The 17,271-nt window shown below is 75.1% G+C and carries 13 protein-coding genes and 1 pseudogene; 10 read left to right on the top strand and 4 right to left on the bottom strand.

The window, feature by feature from the left end; translation table 11 throughout:
* Positions 1 to 149 precede the first annotated feature (149 nt).
* Positions 150 to 473 (top strand): annotated as a pseudogene (locus G5C62_RS18465) (integrase core domain-containing protein); the annotation flags it as partial.
* A 453-nt stretch (positions 474 to 926) separates the two neighbouring features.
* Positions 927 to 1,799 carry a hypothetical protein gene (locus tag G5C62_RS18460; RefSeq protein WP_164702177.1) on the top strand — a complete coding sequence of 291 codons (873 nt, stop codon included), beginning with the start codon at positions 927 to 929 and terminating at the stop codon, positions 1,797 to 1,799.
* A gap of 154 nt (positions 1,800 to 1,953) precedes the next feature.
* On the opposite strand, the gene G5C62_RS18455 is transcribed toward G5C62_RS18460, so the two are convergent.
* A complete protein-coding gene (locus G5C62_RS18455) occupies positions 1,954 to 2,970 on the bottom strand; it encodes an LCP family protein (RefSeq protein ID WP_241175982.1) in 1,017 nt (338 codons plus the stop codon).
* A 248-nt stretch (positions 2,971 to 3,218) separates the two neighbouring features.
* Between G5C62_RS18455 and G5C62_RS18450 the strand changes: the two genes are divergently transcribed.
* Positions 3,219 to 4,538: a UDP-glucose/GDP-mannose dehydrogenase family protein gene (locus tag G5C62_RS18450; RefSeq protein WP_164702176.1), complete on the top strand. Its 1,320-nt coding sequence runs from the start codon at positions 3,219 to 3,221 to the stop codon at positions 4,536 to 4,538.
* 9 nt (positions 4,539 to 4,547) lie between these two features.
* Here the strand turns inward: G5C62_RS18450 and G5C62_RS18445 are convergent, their stop codons facing one another.
* The gene (locus G5C62_RS18445; protein ID WP_164702175.1) at positions 4,548 to 5,696 is read right to left on the bottom strand and encodes an acyltransferase family protein; all 1,149 of its coding nucleotides are present in this window, start codon (positions 5,694 to 5,696) and stop codon (positions 4,548 to 4,550) included.
* Positions 5,697 to 5,894: 198 nt separating this feature from the next.
* Here G5C62_RS18445 and G5C62_RS18440 point away from each other — a divergent pair, with 198 nt between their 5' ends.
* Genes G5C62_RS18440 through G5C62_RS18420 form a run of 5 tightly spaced genes read left to right on the top strand, consistent with a single transcriptional unit; the run spans position 5,895 to position 11,631 of the window.
* Entirely contained in the window at positions 5,895 to 7,391 is a 1,497-nt protein-coding gene (locus tag G5C62_RS18440; RefSeq protein WP_164702174.1) for a CpsD/CapB family tyrosine-protein kinase, read from the top strand.
* A gap of 2 nt (positions 7,392 to 7,393) precedes the next feature.
* Positions 7,394 to 8,731: a lipopolysaccharide biosynthesis protein gene (locus G5C62_RS18435; RefSeq protein ID WP_052091064.1), complete on the top strand. Its 1,338-nt coding sequence runs from the start codon at positions 7,394 to 7,396 to the stop codon at positions 8,729 to 8,731.
* On the top strand, positions 8,728 to 10,050 hold the full coding sequence (locus tag G5C62_RS18430; RefSeq protein WP_052091065.1) for a hypothetical protein: 1,323 nt from the start codon (positions 8,728 to 8,730) through the stop codon (positions 10,048 to 10,050). The genes G5C62_RS18435 and G5C62_RS18430 overlap by 4 nt, the downstream gene beginning before the upstream one ends.
* A complete protein-coding gene (locus G5C62_RS18425) occupies positions 10,047 to 11,135 on the top strand; it encodes a glycosyltransferase family 1 protein (protein ID WP_036335369.1) in 1,089 nt (362 codons plus the stop codon). The genes G5C62_RS18430 and G5C62_RS18425 overlap by 4 nt, the downstream gene beginning before the upstream one ends.
* The gene (locus tag G5C62_RS18420; protein WP_036335370.1) at positions 11,125 to 11,631 is read left to right on the top strand and encodes a hypothetical protein; all 507 of its coding nucleotides are present in this window, start codon (positions 11,125 to 11,127) and stop codon (positions 11,629 to 11,631) included. Before G5C62_RS18425 ends, G5C62_RS18420 begins: the two co-directional genes overlap by 11 nt.
* A 9-nt stretch (positions 11,632 to 11,640) precedes the next feature.
* On the opposite strand, the gene G5C62_RS18415 is transcribed toward G5C62_RS18420, so the two are convergent.
* Positions 11,641 to 12,879, bottom strand: a complete 1,239-nt coding sequence (locus tag G5C62_RS18415) for a glycosyl hydrolase family 28-related protein (protein ID WP_164702173.1) — start codon at positions 12,877 to 12,879, stop codon at positions 11,641 to 11,643.
* Between the two features lie 8 nt (positions 12,880 to 12,887).
* Positions 12,888 to 13,997, bottom strand: coding sequence for a glycosyltransferase family 4 protein (locus G5C62_RS18410; protein WP_164702172.1), 1,110 nt, complete (start codon positions 13,995 to 13,997; stop codon positions 12,888 to 12,890).
* A gap of 360 nt (positions 13,998 to 14,357) precedes the next feature.
* On the opposite strand from G5C62_RS18410, the gene G5C62_RS18405 reads away from it, so the two are divergent.
* Complete coding sequence (locus G5C62_RS18405; RefSeq protein WP_241175981.1) at positions 14,358 to 15,860, top strand: sugar transferase; 1,503 nt, start codon at positions 14,358 to 14,360, stop codon at positions 15,858 to 15,860.
* Positions 15,861 to 15,934: 74 nt separating this feature from the next.
* A complete protein-coding gene (locus G5C62_RS18400; RefSeq protein WP_164702171.1) occupies positions 15,935 to 16,735 on the top strand; it encodes a 3'(2'),5'-bisphosphate nucleotidase CysQ in 801 nt (266 codons plus the stop codon).
* Positions 16,736 to 17,271 lie beyond the last annotated feature (536 nt).

Genomic DNA, 17,271 nt, shown 5'->3' with positions numbered 1-17,271 from the left:
CCGCTGGACCGAAGCGGACCTCCTCGCCGTCCAAGCCGCCGTCAACAGCAGACCCCGCAAGGTCCTGGGCTGGAAGACACCCGCCGAGGTTCTCGACGAACACCTACGCTCACTGCAACAGGCCGGTACTGCAACGACCGGTTGAGACCAGTCAATACGTCGCGGTGCGCTACACCCAGCGCCTGGCCGAGGCCGGCGCGGTCGCCTCCGTCGGCTCCACCGGCGACTCCTACGACAACGCGCTGGCCGAGGCGTTCAACTCGCTGTTCAAGGCCGAGCTGGTCCGCAACAAGGGCCCGTGGAAGGGCATCGACGACCTCGAGATCGCCACCGCTGAGTACATCGACTGGTTCAACCACCGACGACTGCACGGCGAAATCGGCCTGATCCCACCGGCCGAGTACGAGGACAACTTCTACCGGCACAACACCGCGGCGACTACCGTCGCCGCGTCAGCTCCGAGCCTCCACTGAACCCGGGGCGGGACAGTCAGCGCGTCAGCCTTGTCCGGGACGCCCCTCAGCGTGGAACCGCTGCGAGCTCGTGGATCTGTTGCCGGGGGTTCCCGCTCGCCGGATGAACTGCGTGTGACGTTGTCGGGGCCGTTGACCCACCGCATGCGGCAGGCCGGTTCGTTCGGTGGGTGCCGGGTCACTTGGAGTGGCGCCTGTATCACCGGACCAGGCGGTTCCACAAGTACTGCGCTGTGACGTAATCGCACTGCTACCTTCCCCCGCGTGCCTCCCTCCCGTTTCGTCTCCTCACGAAAGTCCGCCTCGGCCAGGTGCCGCGCGATCGCAGGCGGCCGCAGCCGTTGGCTCGCGCTCGCCATCGCCTTCGGCTGCCTCGTGCCGGTGGCGACCACTGTCATCGATGCCGCCGAACCGGAGGCGCCCGCAACCGGTCTGGCCCTCGCATCCACACAGATGGACGTGGTCGCCGCGTCGACCAGCCGCCCCGCGCTCAGCTGGAGGCCGCCCGCCGGCTACGCCAACTATCCCGTGACCAAGGTGACGGCGACGACGTCGCTGACGACGGTGAGCGGCCGCGGCGGTGACGTGCTGATCAAGCTGCCCACCGACCGCGCGGTCGGCCCGATCACCATCGCGGACTGCCGCAACGCCGTCATCATCGGCGGCAGCATCAAGGCACTGCCGTCGGCCAAGGTCGCCGGCCACGACCAGCGCGCCATCTACGTGCGCAACTGCACCGGCACGGTGCACATCGAGGGCGTCCACATCAACGGCGCCGTGACCGGCGCCCAGACCGACGGCATCGCCGCCAACGCCCCGAGGGCGATCCTGCAGATCCAGAACGTGCGGGTCGACGGCCTGCGCGGCATGAGCACCGGGAACCACGCCGACGTCTTCCAGCCCTGGGGTGGCCTGCGCGAGTACCGCATCGACCGGCTGACCGGCTCGTCGAACTTCCAGGGCCTGCACGTCTTCGAGAACACCGGCCCGATCGGCCGCGGCACCATCCGCAACACCAACATCGTCGGCACGAACGACGGCACGGTCAGCAAGGGTGGCTACTACATCTGGACCGACTGCAACGACGACTACCCGCTGGCCCTGGACGGCGTCTACGTCGCCCCCCGGCCCGGCCGTCCCTTCGGCCAGAGCGTCTGGCCCTCGGTCACCCACAAGCAGTGCGCCGCGAAGGTCGCCAACGGCGTGGCGACCTGGCCGAAGGACGGTTCGATCACCGGCAGCGTGAAGCAGGGCCGCCCGTCGTCCGGTGACTTCGTCCCCGCCGGCTCGGTCGGCCGGAGCTACACCTCGCCCGGCTACCGCTGACCTGAGCTCGCAGTCGCAGTGAGCAGTCCAGTCGCGCCGGAGTCGGGTGGTCCACCCGGCCCCGGCGCGACTGCGTTCACCGGGGTACCTCGGGCAGGGCCTCGTCGCTGAACTCGGCGGCGTTCTGGCCCAGCGAGTCGGTCTGCAGGTAGCCTCACATGCGCTCGCCGGCCGTCTGATCCACGTAGACCACGCTGGCCGCCCCCTCGGTGCCGATGCCCAGCACCGGGGCGGTGAAGAACTCGACGTCGGCCGGGGTGAGGCCGCGCAGCGAATAGGCCAGCGACAGCAGGTCCCCGTTGTCGAGGGCATCGTCGACGGCGACCGCGTTCGTGACCGCCAGCAGCGTCGAGTCGAGCTTGCCCGGTGAGGTGAACACCTCCTGGCTGAACAGCTTGGTGAACATCGCGCGCAGGTAGTTCTGCTGCCGCTTCACCCGATCGAAGTCGCCACCGGGCAGGTCGTAGCGCTGGCCCACGTACCAGCGGGCCTGGTCGCCGTCGAGGTGGTTGGGGCCGGCGGTGAAGGTGTACGGCCCGTTGCTCGTCGTCTCCGAGACGACGACGTCGACGCCACCGAGGTCGTCGGTCACCTGGATCAGCCCGGCGAAGTCGATCGCCGCGTAGTGGTCGATCCGCACGCCGGTCAGCTGTTCGATCGTCTCGATCAGCAGTGTGGGGCCGCCGAGCGCATAGGCAGCGTTGATCTTGTCCTTCCCGTACCCGGGGATGTCGACCCAGGAGTCGCGGGGGATGGAGACGACCTGAGCGTGCTCGCGGTCGCCGGCGAAGCGGGCCACCATGATCGCGTCGGCGCGGGCGTCGGGCAGCTCGCCCGGCTCGAGTTCGGCGCGGGTGTCCGAGCCCACCAGCAAGAAGGTGACCGGGTCGGCGGTCGCCTCAGGCTGGTCGACCGGCGACGCGGGGGCCGGGCGGGCGCCGTCGTCGAGTTCGGCGAAGACGTCGCCGACCCGCTCGATGTTGCCGCCGTACCGGTTGCTGACGAACCACAGGCCGGTACCGATGGCGAGCGCGAGCACCAGTGCCAGCGCGCTCAGGCTGGTCAGCGTGCGCCGCACCCATCGCCGTCGGGGGGTGGTCTCGACCACCTCGGCATCGGAACCGGCCGACTCCGCGGCGGGTCCGTCGCCATCCGTCTGGACGCTGCTCATGCCCACCGCCTTTCCGTCAGACCATCGGACCCTAAGGACAGCGGGCCGCCGAGCAGCGGTCGCGGACGGCCGGGTCATCCCAGGGAGGGATGTCTCCCCGCGCGGGTGATGCCGGTGACGTCGGTCCCACCCGGTGAACAGTCGGCCACAGCTGGGTGACCGCGGCTGGCGCGCGGGCGGGTGCGTTGTCTACCGTGCGCGTGGAGTTGGGCGCGTCGGGTGTCCGCAGGTAGGGGAGTGGCACGCGCATGAAGATCTCGGTCATCGGTTGCGGCTACCTGGGCGCGGTGCACGCGGCCTCGATGGCCGAGCTCGGGCACGACGTCGTGGGCATCGACGTCGACCAGCCGAAGATCGACGCGCTGCAGCGGGCCAAGGCCCCGTTCTACGAGCCGGGTTTCGAGGAGCTGCTGGGCACGTCCCTGGCAACGGGGCGCCTGCGGTTCAGCACCGACATGGCCGACGCCGGCGACGCCGTCGTCCACTTCGTCTGCGTGGGCACCCCGCAGAAGCGCGGGGAGTACGCCGCGGACCTGCGGTTCGTCGAGTCGGCCGTTGAGAGCCTGCTGGCGGCGCTCAAGCCCGGTGACCTGGTGGCCGGGAAGTCGACGGTCCCGGTGGGCACGGCGGCCCGGCTGGCGGAGCTGGTCGAGAGCAAGGTGCCCGGGGCGATGCTGGCCTGGAACCCGGAGTTCCTCCGCGAGGGCTTCGCGGTCCAGGACACGCTGCACCCGGACCGGCTGGTCTACGGCCTCCCTGCCGGCCCCGACGGTGAGACGGCGCGGGCGATGCTGGACGAGGTCTACGCCTCGATCGTCGCGGTGGGCACCCCGCAGGTGGTCACCGACTACGCGACCGCGGAGATGGTGAAGACCGCGGCCAACTCATTCCTGGCCACGAAGATCTCCTTCATCAACGCGATGGCCGAGCTGTGCGAGGCGACCGGGGCCGACGTGAAGCAGCTGGCCGACGCGATCGGTCACGACGACCGGATCGGCCGCAAGTTCCTCAACGCCGGCCTCGGCTTCGGTGGCGGTTGCCTGCCCAAGGACATCCGGGCGTTCATGGCCCGTGCCGGGGAACTCGGCGCTGACCAGGCGCTGACGTTCCTGCGCGAGGTCGACAACATCAACATGCGCCGCCGGATCCGGATGGTCGAGCTGGCCCGCGAGGTCTGCGACGGCTCGCTGGTCGGCAAGCGGGTGGCGGTGCTGGGCGCGGCGTTCAAGCCCAACAGCGACGACATCCGCGACTCCCCGGCGCTGAACGTCGCCGCCCAGCTGCAATTGCAGGGCGCCGCGGTGCGGGTCACCGACCCCGCGGCCGGGGACAACATCCGCCGCAGCTGGCCGCAGCTCGACGCCGTGGACACCCCGGAGGAGGCTGCGGACCGGGCCGACGCAGTCCTGGTGCTCACCGAGTGGCAGCAGTACCGGGACCTGGACCCGGTGGCCTTCGGCAAGGTCGTGGGGCAGAAGCGGATGCTCGACGGGCGCAACGCGCTGGACCGCGACCGCTGGGTGGCCGCCGGCTGGACCTACCGCGCACTGGGCCGCCGCGCCGGCTGAGCCCGCGGTCTACCGGCGGGCGCCGTCCCGGCCGGTCGGCCGGCTCGGTGCCCGGTCCTGCTCCGCGCTCAGTCGGCGAGCGGATGACGGGTCGACGGCAGCCGGTCCGCGCGTTCGTGGACGGAGAGCCAGGGGCAGGTCGAACAGCCAGTTCGCCCACGGCCGCCCGGCCGTGAAGGTGGCGACGGCGAACGGGATGCCGACGCCGGCGACGACGGCCACCGCAGCGATGGCGTACGGCTGGTCGACCCCGAGCTGCACGAGCACGATCCGCACGCCGGCGACGACCAGCACGTGCGCCAGGTAGATCGGCAGGGTGCGGCGGCCGATCGCGGCCAGCAGGTCGCGCAGCGGCGGCACTCGGGCCAGCAGCACCGATACGGCGAGCAGCGCGATCGTGCCGGCGACCGCGGCGCCGAGGCTCAGTGCCCGCTCGACCAGGCCGACCTCGGCCGGCAGGGTCGACGGCGCGACGTCGGCCTGGAGCAGCAGCCCCAGCGAGGCGGCGGCGAGCAGCCCGACCGCCGTCCAGGCCCGGACCGGGCCCTGCATCCACGTGCCCAGCCGGGCCAGCCCGACCATGGACCCGGCCGCGGCGAACGCCAGCAGCGAGAGCCCGGTCAGCCCGAACAGGGTCGGGTTCCAGCCCCAGGTGAGCAGGCTGGCCAGCACCAGCCCGCCGCCGCCCAGCAGCCGGCGGGCCGGGCCCTGCCACGGTCGCAGCACGGCCAGCACCACCGACGTCACGATCAGGAACGGCAGGAACCACAGGTGGGCGAACGGCTCCCACACCCGCCAGATCGCCCCGGGCTCCCGCGGCACGTTCTTGACCTCGTTGGTCGCCAGCTCGGCGAGGCTCTGCACCAGGTACCAGAGCAGGTAGAGCCAGAGCATCAGCGTGGCCCGCTCGCAGACGTAGCCGGCCGCCCCACGCCTGGTCACCGCGCGGGGCACGAACAGCCCGAGCAGGAACGCCAGGGCCGGCATCCGGAACAGGTACAGCGCTGAGTTGACCGCCTCGAGGGGGTGGTCGGCCCCGATCAGGCCGGCGTTGAGCATGCCGTCGATGGAGTGGTTGGCCGCCACGCCGATGATCGCCACGGCCCGCGCGACGTCGATCGCCGCCACCCGCTGCGGGCGCGTGGGGGCCTCGGTCACGCGGCAGAGCCTAGGTGTCGATCTTCCTGTGTCCACCGGCGGTGTGAAGGCGTCTTCGCAGGTCAGCGCCCCGTTCCCTGCCGTCCACCCGGCGTTCACCCGGAGGGATGAGTGGCAAGAGCGCAGCCGGCCGAGCCCTATCATCTGGACGCTGTTGCGGGCGGACTCCGCCGATGGCACGAGGGAGGACGCACGCGCATGAGCAGCTCGACAGGCCGGCCGGCCGGCACCAACCCGGGAGGCGGGGCGCCCGACGACGCCACCCGGGCGGACACCTGGCCCGGGCCGGCCGCACCGCTGGCCTGGCTGGCCCGGCTGGCGCTCGTCGGCGCCCTGCTCGGCGGGCTGCTCGGCCTGCTGGTCGGGCTCGCCGCCGAGGAGGAGGTCACCGCCTCGGCCACCTTCGAGGTCGTCCCCGACGCCCAGGTGCTCAGCGGCCCGCTGCCGACCACCGCCCAGACCGGCACCGACGACTCCCTGGTCGCCGGCCAGCTCGAGGCGCTGGACGCGCTGCGGCTGACCCAGGACGAGCAGACGGATGACGCGGTCACCGTCTCCGTCGCACAGGTCGGCACCTCCGACGTCCTGCGGATCAGCGCCACCGCCCCCACCGCCGAGCAGGCCCTCCAGGCCGTGACGACGCTGCTCGACGGCTACGTCACCGCCCGCCAGGAGGCCGCCGGGACGGCGGTGACCGCGGCGCTGGACGCGGTGCAGCAGCGGCTGGACGCCCTCGGCGAGCCGGGCGCGGTGAACAGCCCGGTGGCCCAGGAGGTCGAGCGGCTGCTCGCCGAGCAGAGCCAGCTGACCGGCGCCGCCACCCGGGTCCCCGACCTGGTGCCGGTGCTGCGCGCCCCGAGCCTGGACCAGGAGACCGGCGCACCGGCCGCGCTGCTGTCCACCGTGCTGGGCGCCGTGCTCGGTGCCGTGCTGCTGCTGGCCGCTGGCGCGGTGTGGCGGGCGACGTCGAACCGGCTGTTCGACGCCCGGCTGCTGGTGGCGGCCGGCGTGCCCGTGCTGCTGCCGCGGCTGCCGGCCGGGCGGGTCCGGGGCCGCAGCCCGCAGGTGCCCGTCCAGCTGCCCCGGGCCGATGCCCTCTCGGCGGCCCGGCTGCTCGTGCCGCAGGTGCTCGACGTCAGCGCCGGTGCCCGCCGCCTCGTCGTGGTCGGTGCCGACGAGCGCGCCGGCGCCGCCGAGGTCGCCTGGGAGCTGGCCTGGGCGATCTCCTCCACCGGCGCCCCTGTGGTGCTGGTGACCACCGCGGCGCACGCGCACGGCAGCCGCCCGCCCGGGTCGGCGGAGTTCCCCGGCGAGCAGGCGCACACGCCGCTGCTGACCGTCCTCGCCGTCCCGCCGCACGACGGCGACGCGGCGCTGGCCGCGACCGTCGCCCGGCACACCGCCGCCGGCCGGCACGTGCTGCTGCACGCCCCGGCGCTCACCTCCGGCGCCCGGTTCGGCGAGACCGCCCGGCACGCCGAGCAGGCGGTCGTCGTCGTGGGGGAGGGGGTCACCTCGCTGGAGGACGCGCTGGCCGCCGTCCGCGACGTGACGTCGTCCGGCCCGGCGTTGCGCGGCGTCGTCGTCACCACCACCGGGCGGCACCTGGGGCGCGACCGGCCCCAGCCGTCGCCCCCGCGGGCTGCGGAGGAGACGACGTCCCCTCGGCAGGAGCCCGTCGCCAGCGAGGCCTGACCGTGGCGGTCCAGGCGGGGGAGCAGAGCCAGGAGGTCCGCCGGAGCTTCGGCCTGCGGATGGTCGTGGCCGTGCTCGGGCTGGTCGCCACGTTCCTGACGTCGGTGCTGGCGGTCCGCACCCTCGACGACCGCGCGGCCACCGGCTTCCTGGCCGTGCTCGGCGCCCTGATGCTCGGGCCGATGGTCGGCCGGCTGGGCCTGGGTCAGCACGCCATCCGGGCGATCGCCGCGGCCTCCTCCCCGGTCGAGGTGGCCGCCCAGGTGCTCGCCCACCTGCGGGCGGTCGCGCTGTTGAGCGTGGTCACCGCACCGGCGGTCGCCTGGGTGGCCACCGCGGTCGTCCGCGACGACCGCGCGCTGGTGGTCGCGCTGGTCGCCGGGCTGATCGTGCTGGAGACGGTCCGGCTCACCATCAGCGACGTCTACGCCGCGGTCGGCCGGATCCGCTGGTCGGTCGCGGCCACCCACCACAGCCGGTCGGTGCTCGCCCTGCTCGCCATGGGCGTCGTCGTCTGGGCACAGGACGGCCGGACGTCGCTGGTCACCCTGCTCACCGTCTACGCCGCGACCTCCCTCGCGCTGCTGGCGGTGGTGCTGCTCCGGCTGCCGCTGCGGGCCCGGGTGCGGGGCGCCCGCTGGTGGTCGCCGATGGCCGCCGCCGTCGCGGGCGGGGCCTGGCTGTTCACCGTCGAGCTCGGCGCCTTCCTGGTCGGCCGCGGCGACGTCTGGCTGGCCGGCTGGGCCTTCCCCGGCGAGCAGGCGCTGCTCTACTCGACCGCCAGCGTGCTGGCCATGCAGGTCACGGTGCTCGAGGGGCTGGCCAACATCGCGATCACCCCGGTCGCCGCGCGGCTGGAGGCCGAGGGCCGCCGCGACCGGGTGCTCGGCCTGCTGTCGGCCGCGGCCACCGTCTCGACCGCGGTCACCGTGCTGCTGGTCGCCGCCACCTGGCTGCTCGCCCCGCAGGTCCTCACGCTCTACGGCGAGGGCCTGGACGACGCCGCCCCCTACCTCGCGGTGCTGGCCACCGGCGGCCTGGGCATGGCGGTCTGCGGCTCCTGCGCGGTGCTGCTCGTCGTCACCGGCCACGGCCGCACCGCCGCCCGCGCCGTCGGGCTGGCGCTCCTGGTGGTCGTGCCCGTCGCCGTCCTCGCCGCCCGGCTGGGCGGTCCGCTCGCGCTGGCCCTCACCAGCGCCACGGCGACCGTGGTGCTCTTCGGCTCCTACGCGGTCGTCTGCCGCCGGGCCTTCGGGACGGCGCCGCTGCCCGGGCTGCAGCTGCGGCGCAGCCTGCGGCTGCTGGCCGGCCGCGAACCGGACGGCGGAGGAGCCCGATGAGCACCCGGATCACCGCCGTCCGGCCGCGGACGGCGGACCTCGGCGGCCGGCCCGGGGGCGTGTGGTGGCTCTCGCCGGTCGCGCTGATCGGGCTGGTCGCGCTGCCCACCACCTGGCTGAGCCTGGCCATCGCCGACGAGCGCTACCGGGCGCTGTGGGGCACCCCGAAGGCGATCGACCTGGAGTGGACGCTGTGGTTCACCGCCGGCCTGCTGCTGTTCCTGGGCGGTGCGCTGCTGCCGGGGCTGCGCGGTGCCCGCCGGGTGCCGGGCTGGCCGGGGCTGTCGGCCGGCGACCTGCGCGTCCTGGAGCGCGCGGCCACGGTGCTGTTCTGGCTGACCATGGTCGGCTACCTCGCCTACGGCATCAACGCCGTCCGGGTGGGCCTGGACCCGGTCGTGCTGGTGACCGCGCTGATCGACCAGGAGCTCTACGGCCTGGGCATCCGCGACCAGCTGGGCACCGTGCCCGGGCTGACCACGATGACCCAGTTCGGCGTCGCGTTCGTCGTCCTGACCGGTGTGCTGCTGCTGGCGCAGGGGCGCCGGCCGCGGTACCTGCGCCGGCTGGCGGTGGTCGCCTTCCTCGCCCTGCTGCGTGCCTTCTTCGTCACCGAGCGCCTCGCCCTGCTCGAGCTGCTCGTGCCGCTGTTGGTGCTGGTGGTGGCCGGGATGTCCCGGACCGCCCGGGGCACCCGGCGCGCGGCGTTCCTGCCCGCGGTGCTGCTGCCGGTGGTGGTGGTGGTCTTCGCCGCCTTCGAGTACTCGCGCAGCTGGGTGTTCTACGCGGCGCAGGGCGGCCAGTCCTTCCCCGTCTTCGTGGTGGAGCGCTTCGCCGGCTACTACGTCACCGCCTACAACAACGGCGCCATCCGGCTGCTGCACCAGGAGCCGGCCGGGCTGCCCTACGACCTGTGGTCGGCGTTCTGGACGGCGCCGGGCATCGGCAGCCTGAACCTGTTCCGGTCGCTCACCGGCGTCGACCCGGAGCCCGCCTACACGCTGGCGCTCGCCCAGTTCGGCAACCCGGAGTTCAACAACTACGGCGGCGTGGCCAGCCCGTTCGTCGACCTGGGGATCGCCGGCGGGCTGCTGTTCTTCCTCGGTGCCGGGCTGCTGACCGGCACCCTGCACCGCGCCCTGCGCGAGGGCCGGATCTGGGGCCTGCTGCTCTATCCGCTGTTCGTGCTGACCATGCTCGAGCTGCCGCGCTACTTCTACCTCGGCCAGGGCCGGGCCACCCCCGGGCTGGTCGCCCTGGTCGTGGTGGCGCTGCTGGTCAACCGTGCCCGACGACGCCGTACCGGAGCCGTGCTGTGACGCCCCGCCCGCTGCGCTACCTGCTGATCGGCACGCACGTCCCGCCGTCGGGCGAGGGCGGGGGGATGGTCCGCTACGTCGTGCAGCTGGCCCGCGGGCTGGCCGCCCGCGACGACGTGGAGCTGCACGTGCTGGCCGGCGCCGGTGCGCAGGGGGCCTTCACCCACCTGGTCGACGCCGACCGGGTGCACACCCTGCCCGGCCGCGGCCCGCTGGTCTCCGCCGTCGAGCGGCTGGCCGGCGCGCGGGTCGGCGGCCCGATGGACGTCGTGCACGGCACCAAGCACCTGCTGCCCCGCGGGGTGCCCGGCGTCGGCGTGCTGACCGTGCACGACATGCTCGCGCTGGACCGGCCACACGACTTCGGCCGGGCCAAGCGCTGGCTGGTGCGCCCGCCGTACCTCGCCTCGCTGCGGGCCGCCGACGCGCTGGTGTGCGTCAGCGCCGCCACCCGGGAGCGGCTGGTCAGCTACCTGCCGTCCACGGCCCCCCGCACCTCCGTGGTGCACCACCCCGACGGCTCCTCGCTCACCGACGTCGTCCCGGAGGTCGTGCCCGAGCTGGTCGGCCGGCCGTTCGCGCTGGTCGTGGGCGACCCCTCACCGCGGAAGAACGTCGGCCTGGTCGTCGACGCCTGGGCGCAGGTGCGCGCCGCCGTCCCCGACGCGGTGCTCGTGGTGGTCGGCCCGGACAGCTGGGGGCCCACCGACCGCGGCCGGGCGTTCGCCGGGCTGGCCGCCGACGGCGCGGTCCTCGCGATGGGCCACGTCCCCGACGGCCGGCTGCGCTGGCTCTACGAGCACGCCCGGGTGGTGCTGTGCCCCAGCCTCGCCGAGGGCTTCGGCCTGCCCGCCGCGGAGGGGCTGGCGCTGGGCGCACCGGTGCTGACCTCGGAGGACCCGGCGCTGGCCGAGGCCTCCCCGGTCGGGGCGCAGCGGCTGCCCGGCCGCCGTCCCGAGGTGTGGGCCGCCGCGCTGGTGGAGCACCTCGGCCGGACCCGGCCACCGGTGCTGCTCCGGCCGGCCCGCCGCGGCTGGGACGACGTCGTCGAGGAGACCCTGGAGGCGGTCCGCCGTGCCCGCTGACGTCCGCGCCATCCTCTCCACCCCGGTGTTCGGCGAGGTGCTGGGCGTGCTGCACGTCGCCGGCCCCGCCGAGCTGGCCACGGCCCGGGCGACCGCCGCCGCGCAGACCGCCGCCGGCTGGCGCACCGGTGTGCTCGAGCCCGCCGCACTGCCCGACGCGGCGCTGGACGACGTCGACGTGGTGGTGCTCTGGGGCCGGCGCGCCGCCGCCGGTCGGGACGTCGTCGCCGGCCGGCGGGCGACCGTCGTCGTCCTCGGGGCCCGGGACGTGCGCGCGGTGCTGACCTCGCCGCTGCGCTGGGCCCGGGAGCTGCGCCGGACGCCGCGCACCAACCTGCTGCTGGTGCCCGCCGGGCTGGCCGAGCGCTACACCCGCTGGGGTCCGCCGGTGCCGCTGGCGCACCGCCCCGAGGGGCTGCCGGAGCCGGACGCCGTCACCGTGCTGTCGGCCTGGACGGCGCGGGCCCACGCGTTCGGCGCGCGGCCGGCCGGCTGAGCCGGCCGTTCACCAGCCGCGGTCGGGGACGGGGGAGCCGTCGTCCCGGACGCCGAGCAGCCGCACCGCCGGGGGCACGTTCGTGTAGAACGGCCGCGGCGGGCCACCGGTGAGCGAGATCCCGGAGAGGGTGACCCGCTGGACGCCCGCGCCCGGGTCGGCCAGCACCCCGAGGTCCCAGCTGGCGCCGGCCCGGGTGCCGCTGACCGCCAGGTCCCGGATCGTGACGTCGGCGGTCGTGGTGCCGCTGTTGCCGGCGTAGACGAGCACCGCGCCGTGGTCCTTGGCCGGGTTGGCGTTGGCTCCGGTCACCGTGCCGCGAGTGACCCGCACCCGGCGCGAGGGGAACGTGTAGTACGGGTCGCCCTCGCTGCCCACGTAGACCGCGGCGGCGTCGGTGTCCCGGATCGCCACGTCGGTGTAGGTGATGTCGTCCCCGCCGACGACGGAGATGCCCCGGCCCCACGTCGTCCCGTTCACCGTCGGCGAGGTGATCTGCACCCGCGCGCACGGCACCCCGTCGGCCCGGTAGGAGACGACGGCGACCCCGTCGTCCCCGGTGCCGGTGGTGACGGGGGAGACGACCCGGCCGTCGTGCGCGCCGCCGGTGACGTGCACGCCGTCGGCGCGGCTGCCGACGACCGTCACCCGGTCCAGCAGGAACCCGCCGGAGCCGTTGCCGACGTAGAAGCCGGCCGCCGCCGCGCCCCGGACGTGCACGTCGCGCAGCACCACCCCGTCGGCGGAGACCCGGACCTTCATCTGCTCGTAGGCGTGGAAGCGCTGGGTGGAGGTGCGGAGGGCGAAGGTGACCCCCTCGACCACCACCCGGTCGGCGTCGACGTGGAAGGCCGACCGGGTCTCCTGGGTGGCGGTGACGGTCGCGCCCGCGCCGGTGACCGTGAGGCCGGGGGTGCGCACCCGGAGGACGTCGGAGTGCAGGTAGGTCGCGCCCGCGCGGAGCCGCAGGGTGCTCCCCGCCGGCACGCTGTCCAGCGCCCGCTGCAGCGCCGCGGTGTCGTCGCGGACGCCGTCGCCCACGGCGCCGAACCGCTCGACCGGGACCACCTGGCGCGCCGCGCCGGCCGGCACGACGGCCCCCGTGGCGCCGGGACCGGTGGCGGCTGCCGTGGGCGTGGCGCCGGGCGGCACCGTCGACCCCGTGGGCCCGACGGCACACAGCGCCAGCAGCGCGCTCGCCAGCACCGCCCGGGACACCAGGCGCCGCCCGCGGGGGGCCGCCCCCACGCGCGGGCTCATCGGGCCCCGGCCAGGCGCAGCAGGTGCTCGGCGACGGCGGCCTGCGAGGTGGCCGCCGCGAACCGGGTGGTCGCGACCGCCCGGCCCACCTCGGCCTCCCGGGCGGCGGCCGCCGGGTCGAGCAGCCGGGCGGTCAGCGCGGCGGCGAACGCCTCGACGTCGAACGGCGGGACCGCCGCACCCGCGTCGCCGAGGTACCCGCCGATGCCGGCGACGTCGAAGGCGACCACGCTGCGCTGACCGGCCATCGCCTCCATCGCCACCAGCGGCAGCCCGGCCTCCCAGCGGGAGGGGACGGCGACGACGTCGGCGGCGGCGTACCACTCGGCCAGCCGCTCCCCGGGGGCGAAGCGGACCGAGTCGTCGGCCCGGGCGCGCAGCGCGGCCTCGTCCGGGCCGGTGCCGACGAGCACCAATCGGGCGTCCGGCACGGCTCGTCGCACGCCGGGCCAGGCCTCGAGCAGCATGTCCTGGCCCTTCTGCCGGGCCAGCCGCCCGACGCAGACCACGGTGGGCGCCGCCGCGAGCCCGAGGGCGTCGCGGGCGGTCGCCCGGTCCCGCGGGGCCCACACCTCGGGCTCGACGCCGTTGGGCGCCACCACCGCCGGCCCGGTCAGGCCCGCGGCCCGCCCGGTCGCCAGCTCCGCCTCGCTGACGCAGAGGGTCAGCTCGGTCCAGCGCTGGGCGAACCGCTCCCACCCGCGGGAGGCCGTCTGCACCGGCCCGGTGACCGCCTCGAACGACCAGGCGTGCGGCTGGAACACCGTCGGTCGCCGGCCCCGGACCGCCAGCCGCCCGGCCAGCCCCGCCTTCGCGCTGTGCAGGTGCACCACGTGGGGGTCCGTGGCCGCCACGACCCGGCGCAGCGCCGCCGCCTCGCCGGGCACGGACGGGCCGGGCGATCGGCTCGCCCGCCACGGCAGCAGCCGGGCCCCGGTCGCGCGGACCGTGTCGGCCAGCCAGCCCTCGCCCGGGCAGGCCACCAGGACCTCCCAGCCGCGGCGACGCTGGTCGGCGACCAGCCCGGCCACGACCCGGGCCACCCCTGCCTCGACCGGCTGGCTGACGTGCAGGACGCGCAGCGTCGGGTTCTCGGGTCCGCCCACGGGTCGAGCATGCGGCACCGACAGCGACCCTGACGAAGGGCACCACGAGCGTCAGGAAGTGACCGATCTCACGAGGCTGACGGCAGGTGTACGGCGGTCGACGGCGGTATTGCGCCTTCTGCGGCTGCTCTGCGTGCCGTCACTGCTCGTGGTCGGCGAGGGGCGATCGGTGTGGAGCCCTGTGGCCAAGCCCACGGCCGCCGATCCACGCGCCGCCCGGCCTCCCGACGAGGGCTAGGCGACCCGAGCGGCCGGACCGTACGTTCCCCCGGGCCGGTCGGCGGGGCGTCCGCCGACGGGCCGGCGACGACCGGTCGCCGCAGGTCGACCACGCATCCACCGACGTACGGGAGCCGGATCTTGACGCTGCTGGAAGCCCCCGAAGAGAAGGTCCTGCCGCGGACGGAGGTCGTCGCCCGCCGGCGCTTCTGGTCCGCGGCGCGCCTCCGCGGAGAGGGCACCGCGGCTCGCCGGGCCTGGCGGAAGACCTACGTGCGCCGGATCCTGCTGGGCGACGCCCTCGTCGCCGTGCTCGCCGCCCTGGTCGGCCGGCTGCTGCCCGAGCAGGGGCCGCTCGCCGCGCACCACGCCCCCTGGCCGGTCGTCGTCCTGCCGCTGGTCTGGGTGGCCGCGATGGTGGCCGGCCGCAGCTACGAGGAGCGCTTCCTCTGGGTCGGCCCCGAGGAGTTCCGCCGGGTCTTCTTCGCCGCGGCGCTGCTGCTGGCCTCCGTCGGCACCGTCTCCTGGGCGTTCAAGCTCGAGGTCGCCCGCAGCTTCGTCGTGGTCGCGCTGCCGCTGGCCACCGTGCTGAGCCTGCTGCAGCGCTACGCCCAGCGCGCCTGGCTGCACCGGCAGCGCGCGCACGGCCGGTACCAGCAGACCGCGATCCTGGTCGGCCACCGCAACGGCGCCGCGGAGCTGCACGCCCAGCTGGTCCGCCAGGCCCAGCACGGCCTCCGGGTGATCGGCGTCTGCCTCCCGACGGCTCCGCCCGCCGGGACCGTCTTCGACGGGCTGCCGGTGCTGGGCGGCTTCGCCGACATCGCCGACGTCGTCCGCCGGTACGAGGTCGACACCGTCGCCGTGCTGCCCTCGCCCGAGCTGGACGGCGCCGCGCTGCGCCGCCTCGGGTGGGACCTGGAGACGACGGAGGCCGAGCTGCTGCTCGCCCCGGCGGTGACCGAGTTCGCCGGCCCGCGGGTGGGCATCCGGCCGGTCAACGGCCTGCCGCTGCTGCACCTGGAGCGGCCGGAGTTCCGCGGGCTGCGGCGGGTCACCAAGGACGTCTTCGACCGGTCGGTCGCGCTGGCCGCCGTCGTGGTGCTGCTCCCGGTGCTGCTGGTGCTGGCCGTGGCGGTCAAGACCACGAGCCGGGGCCCGGTGTTCTTCCGGCACGAGCGGATCGGCCGGGCCGGCGAGCCGTTCCACGTCCTGAAGTTCCGCAGCATGGTGGCCGACGCCGACCGGCGCATCGAGGCGCTGATGGCGCAGAACGAGGGCAACGTCGTCCAGTTCAAGATGAAGCGCGACCCGCGGGTCACCCGGGTGGGCGCTGTCATGCGGCGCTGGTCGCTCGACGAGCTCCCGCAGCTGCTCAACGTCGTCGGCGGCACCATGTCGCTGGTCGGCCCGCGGCCGCACGTGACCCGGGAGGTCGAGCAGTACGGCTTCGACATGCGGCGCCGCCTGCTCGTCAAGCCCGGGATCACCGGCCTGTGGCAGGTCAGCGGCCGGTCCGACCTGTCCTGGGACGACTCGGTGCGGATCGACGTCCGCTACGTGGAGAACTGGTCGCTCGCCCTGGACCTGATGATCCTGGGCAAGACCCTCGGTGCGGTGCTCCGCGGTTCCGGGGCCTACTGACGGGACCCGCACGGCGGACGCCGGGGTGTGGGGCCGGAGGATGGCCCCCACCCTCCTCCGGACGGAGACCGACGTTGACCGGCACCGATCACGACCTCGCCCGCACGCTGGCCACCCGGGCCGGCGAGCTGCTGCTCACCGTGCGCAGCCGGGACTTCGCCGACGCCGCGGCGCGCAAGGCCGCCGGCGACGGGGAGTCCCACCGCTGGCTGGCCGAGCAGCTGGGTGCGCTGCGACCCGGGGACGCCGTGCTCTCCGAGGAGGCCGCGGACGACCCCGCCCGGCTCACCGCCGACCGGGTCTGGATCGTCGACCCGCTCGACGGCACCCGGGAGTTCTCCGAGCTGGAGCGCACCGACTGGGCCGTGCACGTCGCGCTCTGGGAGCGGGGCGAGCTGGCCGCCGGTGCCGTCGCGCTGCCGGCCGAGGGCACGACCCTGGGCACCTCCGCCGTCGAGCCGCCGCCGGCCCGCCCGGACGGTCCGCTGCGGCTGGCGGTGAGCCGCAGCCGGCCGCCGGCCCTGGTCGCCGACCTCGTCGCGCAGCTCGCCGCCGAGCCGGTGGCCATGGGCTCGGCCGGGGTCAAGGCGATGTCCGTCGTCCGCGGGGCGACCGACGCCTACGTGCACGGCGGCGGCCAGTACGAGTGGGACTCCGCCGCGCCCGTCGCGGTGGCCCGGGCCGCCGGGCTGCACACCAGCCGGCTCGACGGCTCCCCGCTCCGCTACAACCGGCCCGACCCCTACCTGCCCGACCTGCTCGTCTGCCGGCCGGAGTTCGCCGACCAACTGCTGGCCGCCCTCGCGGGGGACGCCCCGGACGCCGACCCGACGAGGGAGGAGATGCCGGAGAGGACGACGGCGGCTGCGGCGTAGACCGCGAAGGCGGTCATCACCCGCCGACGGTCGCGCCGCTCGGTTCGGCTGAGCCACCAGAGCACGGCGAGGGTCAGTGCGGCCAGGAGGGTGCTGAGGACGGCGGCCAGCACCGGACGACCGGCCAGACCGGTGGTCTCCAGCGCCTGGACGTGCACGGTCCCGCCGCCCTTCACCTGCGCGACCAGGGCGGCGACCACGCCGACGCCCAGCCACCACGGCCGGCGGTCGGTGCTGCGTGCGGCGCCGACGAAGGCGGCCACGGCGGCGGTGGCGAGCAGGGCGGTGACCCACATGCGGGGCACCGACAGCGGGGCGTCCATGGACAGGTAGCGGGCGACGCCCCGGTCGTTGCCGGCGATCCGCAGGCCGAGGCCGACGGACTCCAGGGTGACGCCGATGCCGATCAGCGCGGCGGCCAGCGGGGGCACGGGGAGCCGGCGTCGGCGTGGGCTGAAGTACGTCGTCCCCGGGGGCCGGAGACCAGCGGAGCCGCCGTCATACCGATATGTCGCGTTGTAGCTACGGTCGGCGCG

This window comes from Modestobacter sp. KNN46-3, assembly GCF_011039295.1.
This window is presented reverse-complemented; position numbering and strand designations above follow the sequence as displayed.